Origin of the sequence: Cryobacterium fucosi (assembly GCF_004403515.1) — a bacterium.
Taxonomy (GTDB): Bacteria; Actinomycetota; Actinomycetes; order Actinomycetales; family Microbacteriaceae; genus Cryobacterium; species Cryobacterium fucosi.
Window position 1 is genome coordinate 20508 of the sequence record NZ_SOHH01000057.1, and the last position, 10031, is coordinate 30538.

Below are 10031 nucleotides of genomic sequence, written 5' to 3' on the forward strand. Positions count from 1 at the left end.
GCCCGCTCCCGTGAAGAATGCGTGTTTCTGGGGGTGACGACTACGCGGCAACCTTCGGTGCCGACGTGTCGGCGGGCAGTGCCGCCTTGGCGCTTTCGACGATGGCCGAGAAGGTGGCAGGCTCGTTGACGGCCAGCTCGGCCAGGATGCGACGGTCGACCTCGATGCCGGCCAGGGCGAGGCCCTGGATCAGGCGGTTGTAGGTGAGGCCGTTTTCGCGGGACGCGGCGTTGATCCGCTGGATCCACAGGCGACGGAAGTCACCCTTGCGTGCACGGCGGTCACGGTAGCTGTAGGTGAAGGAGTGAGTCAGCTGCTCCTTGGCCTTGGTGACCAAACGCGAGCGCTGGCCGCGGTAACCCTTGGCACGCTCGAGGATGACGCGGCGGCTCTTGTGAGCGTTTACCGCTCTTTTTACTCTTGCCATTGTTCTGGTTCCTTAAGGGGTACGGGTCTAGCGACCGAGAAGCTTCTTGATGACCTTGATGTCGGCCTTGGCCAGCACCTGGTCGTGGTTGAGGCGAGACTTACGCTGCGTGCTCTTGACCTCGAGGTTGTGTCGCAGGCCGGCCTGCTGCTTCATGATCTTGCCGGAACCGGTCACCTTGAAGCGCTTCTTCGTCCCGGAGTGGGTCTTCATCTTAGGCATCTTTTTCCTCCAGTTTCGCTGCCTTATCGGCAACCTTGTCAGCCTTATCGGCAACTTTTTCTGCCTTGTCGGCAGCCTTGTGTGCGTTGGCCTCCGCCTTGGCCTCTGACTTGTTCTTCAGAGGTCCAATGACCATGACCATGTTTCGACCGTCGATCATCGGAGTCGATTCCACGGAACCGAACTCGGCGACATCCTCGGCAAATCTTTGAAGCAGACGTACACCCTGGTCGGGACGGGACTGCTCACGGCCACGGAACAGAATCATGGCCTTGACCTTGTCGCCGGCCTTCAGGAAGCCTTCGGCGCGTTTGCGCTTGGTTTCGTAGTCGTGCTTGTCAATCTTGAGTCGGAACCGAACCTCTTTGAGGATGGTGTTCGCCTGGTTGCGCCTGGCCTCCTTGGCCTTCTGCGCAGCCTCGTACTTGAACTTGCCGTAGTCCATGATCTTGGCAACGGGCGGCTTGGAGGTCGGCGCGACCTCGACGAGGTCGAGATCTGCTTCCTGTGCCAGGCGCAGCGCAACATCGATGGCCACAACCCCGACCTGTTCGCCGTTGGGACCAACGAGACGGACTTCGGGGACGCGAATACGGTCATTTGTACGGGGATCGCTGATGCGTCTCTCCTCTTCTCATGCATCGTGGCTGCAACTGACGACGGATGTCGCCCGCAGACGAAGAGAGGAAAAATCGCGTATCCGGATTCGAACAACACTCGCTCGAAAACCACATACGACACCCTGTCTACCTTCGCGAACTGGAATCCAGCGCCGCGACGGCGGAGTGTAAACAACCCGGTAACCTTTGTGAAGCGGTATGCGCGGGTGGGAGATTATCCACTTTCGTACCGAGATTTGCATCTCGGAGCCCGGATGAGTCTAACAGAGGAATTCAGTGACGAGTAGCAACGAGCAGGAAGCACTTCAAGCCACGCGGGATATCGCCGATGTGGCCGCGGTAGAGATCATCACGACCGCGTCCGTGCACCTGATGAGCGCGGCCGCGGTCAAGGTCGGCCTCGCCGACGACCCGGAGACGCAGACCGACCTCGATGAGGCGCGCAAACTCATCACCGCCCTCGCCGGCCTGATCACCGCCGCCGCCCCGGACATCTCCGACATGCACGCGCGCAGCCTGCGCGACGGCCTGCGGTCGTTGCAGCTCGCCTTCCGCGAGGCATCCGCGATCCCCGACCCGATCGGCCAAGGCCCGGGCGAGAAATTCACGGGCCCGGTCAACTGACCAGGGTCTCGACAGGCTCGACCACCGGGGCGCTCGACCACCGGGGCGCTCGACCACCGGCCGGTGATTGAGCCTGTCGAAATCACGGGGTCTCGACAGGCTCGACCACCGACAGGCTCGACCACCGACAGGCTCGACCACCGACAGGCTCGACCACCGACAGGCTCGACCACCGACTGTCGATATCACGGACGCGGCTGGGTCTGGCAGTGCGGGCACCAGTAGGTGTCACGCAACTCCAGGCCGCCGAACTGTGAATCGTGCCTCCTTTCGGCCGTCCTGAAACCGAGCCGAACTCACAGTTGGGCGGGGGTTTTGCCGTGCCGACCACGCAGGGCGGTCCGAGGCCGGGAAAATTTCCTTTGTCGGGATCTGTTTTCGTGGTTAGGATTACGGGCATCCGACCGGTGACGGTCTGGCCAGGCGACCAACGGTGGTTGTCGCGAAACCGGTGGAGAGAAATGCCCAACAAAATGAGAGCGCTCTCACGAGCGGTTGCGTGTGCGATCGCCGTGCCGGCACTGATCCTTCCGACGGCCTTCGGTGCCCTGGCTCCGGCCGCCGCGGCATCCGTCTCGACACTTGCCGACTTCGAGGGCGGCGCCCCGACCGGCTTCTTCGCCTACGGCAGCGCCGGCTACGGCGTCCTCGACGTCGCCCCCGGCTCGCCGGATGCCCGCCCCGGCCAGACCAGCCCGACCAAGGTGCTCAGCTATGGCTTCAACATCACCGCGGCGGGCTCCTTCGGCGGCGTCGGCCACAACTTCGCAACCGCCGGCGACTGGACAGGCTTCCAGGGCGTGAGCTACTGGCTCCGCGGCTCCGGCAACGGCTCGGCGCTGCAGTTCGAGATCTTCGACGGAGGCGCGAACTCGGACAGCTCCGAACGCTTCGACTACACCATCACCGACGACGTGGCCGGCTGGCGTGAGATCCAGATCCCCTGGGCGTCCTTCACCCGGGCGACGGACTACCAGCCCGGCGGAGCCCCCAACGACGGGCTGAACCTGACCACCATGTGGGGTTACGCGCTTCCCGCCGCCCGCGGCGCCGACACGGTGCTCGTCGACGACATCGCCCTCTACTCCGCCGCCGACGTCACGGCCACCGCGACGCTGTCCGCGAGCACCTACGAAGTCATCGAAGGTCGCGCCGCCGCGGTCGAGGTGCGCCTGAACGTGGCCCCTACGACGCCGATCACGGTCGACTATGCGACGAGCGACGGCACCGCCGGCGCTACCGACTACACCTCCTCAACGGGAACCCTCACCTTCGCGGCCGGCCAAACGACACAGTCGATCTCCGTCGCCACGACCGACGACGCCGCGGAGGAGCCGAGCGAGACCCTCGCGGTGACCCTCAGCAACCCGGTCGGTGCCGCACTCGGATCCCCCAGCGCCGCCACCCTGACCATTCTCGACAATGACGCGGCACCGGTCGGTCCGCCCACCGGTCGCACCCTCCTGGTCGAGAACTTCGAGGCCCCACTCCCCGTCGGCTCGGCCGGAGCCGTTCAGGTCGGCTGGTTCGCCGCACAGGACCCGAGCAGCACCGTCGGCTTCGCGAGCACGGATGCCCTGCCGGCACCGGTTCCCGCCGACCCGCCCACCCAGGGAAACACCGCCCTCTCCGCGGACTTCACCGTGCAGTCCTTCGGCGTTGTGGTGAACAACTTCACCAATGACACCGCCTCGGCGTGGACGACGCAGGACTGGAGCAGCTACGAGGGCATCGGCTTCTGGATGTACGGCAACGGATCGGGCACGCGCCTCTTCCTCGACATCGAGGACAACCGCAACCCGGGTTCCACGACCGACGACGCCGAACGTTTCGTGGTCGAGTACACCGACAACTGGACCGGCTGGAAGTTCCAGCAGTTCGACTTCGCCGACTTCGTGCGCAAGAACATCAACAACAACGCGCCCAATGACGGCCTCGGACTCACCGACGTTCACGGGTTCGCCCTCGGCGCCCTGCGCACCCCCGGAACCCAGACCTTCTACTACGACGACGTTCTGCTCTACGGCCAGGCCGCCGAGGTGCCCCTCACGGTCGGCTTCGACCGTGCCGGGTACGAGGTCACCGAGGGCGCCGACGCCACGGCCACCGTTCGGCTGAACCGCGTCGCCACCGAACCGGTGACCGTCGCGTTCCAGACCGAGGAGTCCGCGGCCCGCACCGCGACCGAGGACCTGCCGGCGACACAGGGCCGAGACTTCACCGCCGCGAGCGGAACCGTCACGATCCCGGCCGGGCAGCGCGAGGCGACCATCACGGTTCCGACGCTGCAGAACGCGAAGCATGAGGTGGACGAGACCTTCCTCGTCGCCCTCACCAACCCGGTAGGCGCGGAGTTCGGCTTCGTCCGCACCGCGACCGTCAGCATCCAGGACGACGACGCGATCGATAAGGCGCTCGTCGAGGACTTCGAGTCCTACCCGTGGCTGTTCGACACCGAAGGCGGCCTTGATCTCGCCCTGCGGGAGACCGCGGCCGACACGGGCTACGCCGGGGCGGATGCCCACGAGAACGTTCTCGACATCGCCTACGACGATGGCGCGAAGCTCGTGCGGGACTTCGCCGCGGGCCAGGACTGGTCGGCGTACAAGGGACTCTCGTTCTGGTACAACGGCGAGGGCACCGGCGACAAGGTGACCGTTTCCGTGGCGGACAACGAGGCCCCGGACCCGGGCCCCTCCGACTGGGTTCAGTCCTGGAGCGACGAGTTCGAGGGCCCCGCCGGGGCTCCCGCCAACCCGGACAACTGGAGCTACGAGACCGGCGGCTGGGGCTGGGGCAACGACGAGCTGCAGTACTACACCGACAGCACCGACAATGCCGCCCTCGACGGCAACGGCAACCTGGTGATCACCGCCCGCGAGATCGACCCGGCCACCACCGACCTCGTCTGCTGGTACGGACCGTGCACGAACACCTCTGCTCGCCTCATCAGCGAGCAGAAGCAGGAGTTCGAGTACGGTCGCATCGAGTCCCGCGTTCAGGTGCCGAAAGGCTCGGGCATCTGGCCCGCCGTGTGGACGCTCGGCAACGATTTCCGCGAGGTGGGCTGGCCGCAGACCGGCGAGATCGACGTGATGGAATTCGTCGGCCGTCTGCCGAACGAGATCTTCGGCACCATCCATGGACCGGGCTACTCCGGGGGCAACTCCATCGGCAACACGTACACCTTCGACGTGCCGGTCTCCGATGACTGGCACACGTTCTCGATGGAGTGGACTCCGGAGCGCATCGACTGGTTCGTCGATGGCATCCAGTACCACTCGGCGACACCGGCCGACGTGGCGCCGAACGAATGGGTGTACGACCACCCGTTCTCGCTGCTCACCAACGTGGCCGTCGGCGGCAATTTCGGTGGAGCCCCTGGCGCGGACCTCGTGTTCCCGCAGTCGCTGACCGTGGACTACATCCGGGTGTTCCAGGCCGCCGACACCGCCGAACGATTCGAGGCGAAATTCGTGGACAACAAGGTCGGCTGGCGCCAGGTCACGATTCCGTTCGCCGACCTCCGCCGCTCCAAGGATCAGCCGGCCGGGGCGCCGAAGGACGGCCTCACCCTCACCGATGTGAACGGGTACGGCTTCGCCTTCACCGGCACCGGTGCGGCGAGCCTGGACAAGGTCACGCTCCTGCAGACCCTTCCCCCGAAGGGCTGCGTCAAGCCGGGGAAGCCGTGCCGGAAGGAATAGTCGAGCTCGGCTAGGTCTGGCAGTGCGGGCACCAATAGGTGTCCCGCACTGCCAGGTCGGTGCGGCCGAGTCGGCCGCGCTCGATGCGGCTGCCGCACCGCAGGCACGGCCGGCCCGCGCGGGAGTACACCCAGGTCCGCGCCCCGCGTCGGGTGTCGCCGGTGGTGGTGCGTTCGGTCCGGTCGCGGTTGGCCGTGATCAGCCGGTGGGCGAGCTGGACGAGACCCGGGACATCCGTCACCTCGCCCACCGGCCGGGTCGGCGCGAGGCCGCGGAGAAAGCACAGTTCGTTGACGTACACGTTGCCGAGGCCGGCCAGGGTGGACTGGTCGGCCAGAGCCACGGCGACCGGCCGCTCTGGCCGGGTGCGGATGCGCCGCGTCGCCTCGTCGGCGTCCCAGTCTGGCCCGAGCAGGTCGGGGCCCAGGTAGTCGAGCCTGGCGGCCTCCTCGGCCGGCGACAGCACCTCGAGCAGGCCGAGGTCGAAGCCCACCGCCACCGCGTCCGCCGTCTCGAGCACGGCCCTGGCCTGGAACGTCGGGCGGCGCCACGCCTCCCCCGGGCGGTAGAGGTGCCAGGCGCCCTCCATTTTGAGGTGCGAATGGATGCTGGCCTCCCCCACCCGGATCAACAGGTGCTTGCCGCGGCTGGCCACCTCGCTGACGGTCTCGCCGGTGAGGTCCACGGTGGCGAACCGGGGCACGCGGAACTCGCACCGGGTGAGCGTGGCACCGTGCAAGGCCCGGTCGAGGGTGTGGGCGGCGCGGTAGACGGTGTCGCCCTCAGGCATGCAACTTCAGCCCCCTCGGAGTGACGCCGAAACCGGCGGACTGTAGAGCCTGCCCGGCCGGGGTGCCGATCACGAAGACTCCGTTGACGGATTCGACGCCGAGTTTGACGACCCGGCCGGCCGAGATGGTGCGAGCCAGGGCCGCTGCGGCGGCGGCGAGGACCGTGTCACCCGGGGCGAAGGCGAGCACCGATTTGCCGCCCCGTTCGACGTAGAGCACGAGGGCACCGTCGACGATCACCACCAGGGCGCCGGCCTTGCGCCCCGGGCGGTGGGTGGTGCCCTCCGGCGGGGGCGGCCAGGGCAGCACGGCGCCATACGGGTTGGCGGGGTCGGTGGCGGCCAGGGTGACCGCCACCGGCTCGGCGGGAGCTCCGGCGCCGCGGCCGAGTTCAACGAAGGACCGCAGCCGGTCGATCGTGCCGACGGTGGCGAACTGGGCCGCGCCGAGCCCCTCGATGAAGTAGCCGCGCCGGCAGCGGCCGACCTCCTCGAAGCCGCGCAGGGTGCGGTAGACCAGCGAGAACCCGCCGGTCACCCCCTCCCCGGCCACGGCACCACGGGTCACCACCCCGTACCGTTCAAGCAGGGTCTCGCCGAGCGCGTGCGCACGCCGGGTGGGCGAGTCGTCCGCGACGGGGACAATCGACCAGCGACCGGAGACGGTCGGCGGTCCGCCGCGCTGAGGGAGGCTCGGCCTGGCCAGGATGCGACCGCCGTGCAACCGGGCCCGCGGGGCGGAGCGGCGGGTGCTGTGCGCGGTGTGCCCGCCGGCGATGAGCGAGCGGACGGGGGCGAACGTGTCGTTTCCGACGAGTCCGGCCCAGACCAGGTCCCAGAGCGCGGCGGCGAGGCCGGTGTCGTCCTGGCTGCCGACGGCATCCGCAAGCTGGCGGAAGAAGAACCCTCCCCCGCCACCGAGCGTCGCGAGGATCTCCTGCTGCAGCGGGCTCGTTTCGAACGGGGACGGTGCGGGCAGGGTGAGCGGCGCCGTCTCGGCCAGGTGCAGGCTGATCCAGCCGTCGTTGCCGACGAGGGTGCCTGCCCCGGCCCAGAGCACCTCGCCCGAGTTGGTGAGTTCGTCGAGCATGGCCGGGCGGTAGTCGGCGACCCGGGCGGGCAGCACGAGGGACTCCCAGGCCGAGGCGGGAATCCGTGCCCCCTCGAGCTGTTCGATCACGGAGGCGACACCGTCGATGCCGCGCAACCGGCCGCCGACATGCTGCCAGACCGGGAGGAACCGCCCGACCGTGACCTGGTCGACGGGTTCGACCTCGTGCCGGAGCGCGGCGAGCGAGCGCCGGCGCAGCCGCCGCAGCACCTCGGCGTCGCACCACTCGCTTCCGGTGCCGTGCGGGCGGAACTCGCCCTCGACGATTCGGCGGACCCCGGCGAGCCGGCGCAGGGCGCCGAGGACGACGGCCTGGCCCAGGCCGAAGCGCTCGGCGAGGTCGGCGGTCGTGAACGGTCCGTGGCTGCGGGCGTACCGGCTGACGAGGTCGCCGAGCGGGTCGGGGACGGGCTCGGTGAACGCCGCGGGAACCCCGAGCGGGACCGGAACGCCGAGGGCGTCCCGCAGCCGGCTCGCGTCTTCGATTCCGGCCCACCAGTCCCGACCGGCGTAGCTCACCTGGAGCACCCGCCTGGCGGCGGCGAGTGCGAGCAGGCCCTCCGCTGCGCCTGGCCCCTGGGCACCTGACCCCTGGGCGCCTGGCATCTGGCTGACGGCGAGACGGGCGGCCACCTCGGCGGTTGTCAGCGGGCCGAGGCCGCGGAGCAGGTCGGCGATCCCCTCGATCCCCTTCGCCTTGCGCTCGTCGGGGAGCCGCTGCAGCTCCGCGCCGGTCGCCTCGATCACCGCCGGGTCGAGCAGCTCGCGCAGCTCGACCCGGCCGAGCAGTTCGGCGAGCAGGCTGGAGTCGATCGACAGGGCGGTGGCCCGCCGTTCGGCCAGCGGGGAATCGCCCTCGTACATGAAGGCCGCCACGTAGCCGAAGAGGAGCGTGCTCGCGAAGGGGCTGGCGGTATCCGTGTGCACCTCCACCAGCCGCAGCGACCGGTCGGCGATGCGCCTGGCCAGGCCGATCAGCGCCGGGAGGTCGTAGACGTCCTGCAGGCATTCCCGGATGGTTTCGAGGATGATCGGAAAGGTCGGGAAGGTGCGGGCAACCTCGAGCAGCTGGGATGCCTTCTGCCGTTGTTGCCAGAGCGGCGACCGGGTGCCCGGGTTGTAACGCGGGAGAAGCAGCGCCCGTGCGGCGCACTCCCGGAACCGGGAGGCGAACAGGGCCGACCCGCCCACCTCATCGGTGACGAGCTGTTCCAGCTCGTCGGGGTCGAAGACGAAGAGGGAGGCGTCCGGCGGTTCGGAGTCGGTATCGGGTATGCGGGCGACGATGCCGTCGTCGCTGGCGACGCAGCCTCCGTCGATCCCGTACCTCTCCCGTATCCGCGCGGCGACCGCGAGCGCCCACGGTGAATGCACCTGCATGCCGAAAGGGGAATGCATCACGACGCGCCAGTCGCCGAGCTCGTCGCGGAACCGTTCGACGACGAGGGTGCGGTCGGTCGGCAGGTGGCTGGTCGCGGCGCGTTGGTCGCCGAGGAAGGACAGCAGGTTGGTGACCGCCCGGTCGTCGAGGCCTCCGGTAGAGCAGCGCGCCCTCGCCTCCGCCGCCGGGAGCGCGGAGACCTCCCGGATGAAGGCGCCGATCGCCTCGCCGAGTTCGGCGGGGCGGCCGAGGCCGTCTCCCTTCCAGAACGGCAACCGGCCGGGCTCGCCGAAGGCCGGGACCACGAGGACGCGGTCGTGGGTGATCTCCTGGATGCGCCAACTGGTCGCGCCGAGCGCGAAGACGTCGCCGACCCGGGACTCGTAGACCATCTCCTCGTCGAGCTCGCCGACCCGCCGGCCGGTGGCCTGGTCCCCGCCGACCATGAACACGCCGAAGAGGCCGCGGTCGGGGATGGTGCCGCCGCTCGTCACGGCGAGCCGTTGGGCGCCGGGACGCCCGGTGAGGGTTCCGGCCTCCCGGTCCCAGACGATCCGTGGCCGGAGCTCCGCGAACTGGTCTGACGGGTAGCGGCCGGCGAGCAGGTCAAGGGTGGCCTCGAACGCGGAGCGCGGCAGCGTGTGGAACGGCGCGCTCCGTCGCACGGTGTCGAACCAGTCCTCCACCTGCACCGGTTCGAGCGCCGTGACGGCCACGGTCTGCTGGGCGAGGATGTCGAGCGGGTTGGCCGGCACGGACAGGGACTCGATCAGCCCGGCGACCATCCGTTCCGCGGCGACCGCGGAGTGGATGAGGTCGGCGCGGTGCTTGGGGTAGATGACGCCTCGGGAGACCTCGCCGACCTGGTGGCCGGCCCGGCCGATCCGCTGCAGCCCGCTCGCGACCGACGGCGGCGACTCGACCTGCACGACGAGGTCCACCGCGCCCATGTCGATGCCGAGCTCCAGGCTGGAGGTCGCCACCACGCAGCGAAGCCGCCCGCTCTTGAGGTCGTCCTCGATCATGGCCCGCTGTTCGCGACTGACCGAGCCGTGGTGGGCGCGGGCGAGCACGGGTTCCGCGCCCGCGCTCCGGCCGCTGGCGCCCATGAGCTCGGCCGGCCGGCGGTGCGCCGCCTGCTCGGCGGCG

General features: G+C 69.0%; 7 protein-coding genes. 2 read left to right on the top strand and 5 right to left on the bottom strand.

Going from position 1 to position 10031, the window contains the following annotated elements; genetic code table 11:
• Positions 1-40: 40 nt before the first annotated feature.
• From rplT to infC, 3 genes are read right to left on the bottom strand one after another with little or no spacing between them, the layout of a single operon-like run.
• Positions 41-427: a 50S ribosomal protein L20 gene (rplT, locus tag E3T48_RS06915; RefSeq protein ID WP_134523168.1), complete on the bottom strand. Its 387-nt coding sequence runs from the start codon at positions 425-427 to the stop codon at positions 41-43.
• A gap of 27 nt (positions 428-454) precedes the next feature.
• Entirely contained in the window at positions 455-649 is a 195-nt protein-coding gene (rpmI, locus tag E3T48_RS06920; protein WP_134523170.1) for a 50S ribosomal protein L35, read from the bottom strand.
• Positions 642-1268 (bottom strand): translation initiation factor IF-3, encoded by a 627-nt coding sequence (gene infC, locus E3T48_RS06925; RefSeq protein ID WP_134510514.1) that lies wholly within the window; start codon positions 1266-1268, stop codon positions 642-644. Before infC ends, rpmI begins: the two co-directional genes overlap by 8 nt.
• 277 nt (positions 1269-1545) lie before the next feature.
• Between infC and E3T48_RS06930 the strand changes: the two genes are divergently transcribed.
• Together E3T48_RS06930 and E3T48_RS06935 are read left to right on the top strand one after the other, a co-directional pair.
• The gene (locus E3T48_RS06930) at positions 1546-1893 is read left to right on the top strand and encodes a DUF1844 domain-containing protein (RefSeq protein ID WP_134523172.1); all 348 of its coding nucleotides are present in this window, start codon (positions 1546-1548) and stop codon (positions 1891-1893) included.
• 512 nt (positions 1894-2405) lie between these two features.
• Positions 2406-5600: a carbohydrate binding domain-containing protein gene (locus E3T48_RS06935; protein WP_166789662.1), complete on the top strand. Its 3195-nt coding sequence runs from the start codon at positions 2406-2408 to the stop codon at positions 5598-5600.
• A gap of 10 nt (positions 5601-5610) precedes the next feature.
• Here E3T48_RS06935 and E3T48_RS06940 read toward each other — a convergent pair whose 3' ends face one another.
• Positions 5611-6390: a DNA-formamidopyrimidine glycosylase family protein gene (locus tag E3T48_RS06940; RefSeq protein WP_134523176.1), complete on the bottom strand. Its 780-nt coding sequence runs from the start codon at positions 6388-6390 to the stop codon at positions 5611-5613.
• Positions 6383-10031, bottom strand: a 3649-nt coding sequence (locus tag E3T48_RS06945; RefSeq protein WP_134523178.1) for a DNA glycosylase AlkZ-like family protein, incomplete at its 5' end; no start/stop codon positions are given. The genes E3T48_RS06945 and E3T48_RS06940, both read right to left, overlap by 8 nt.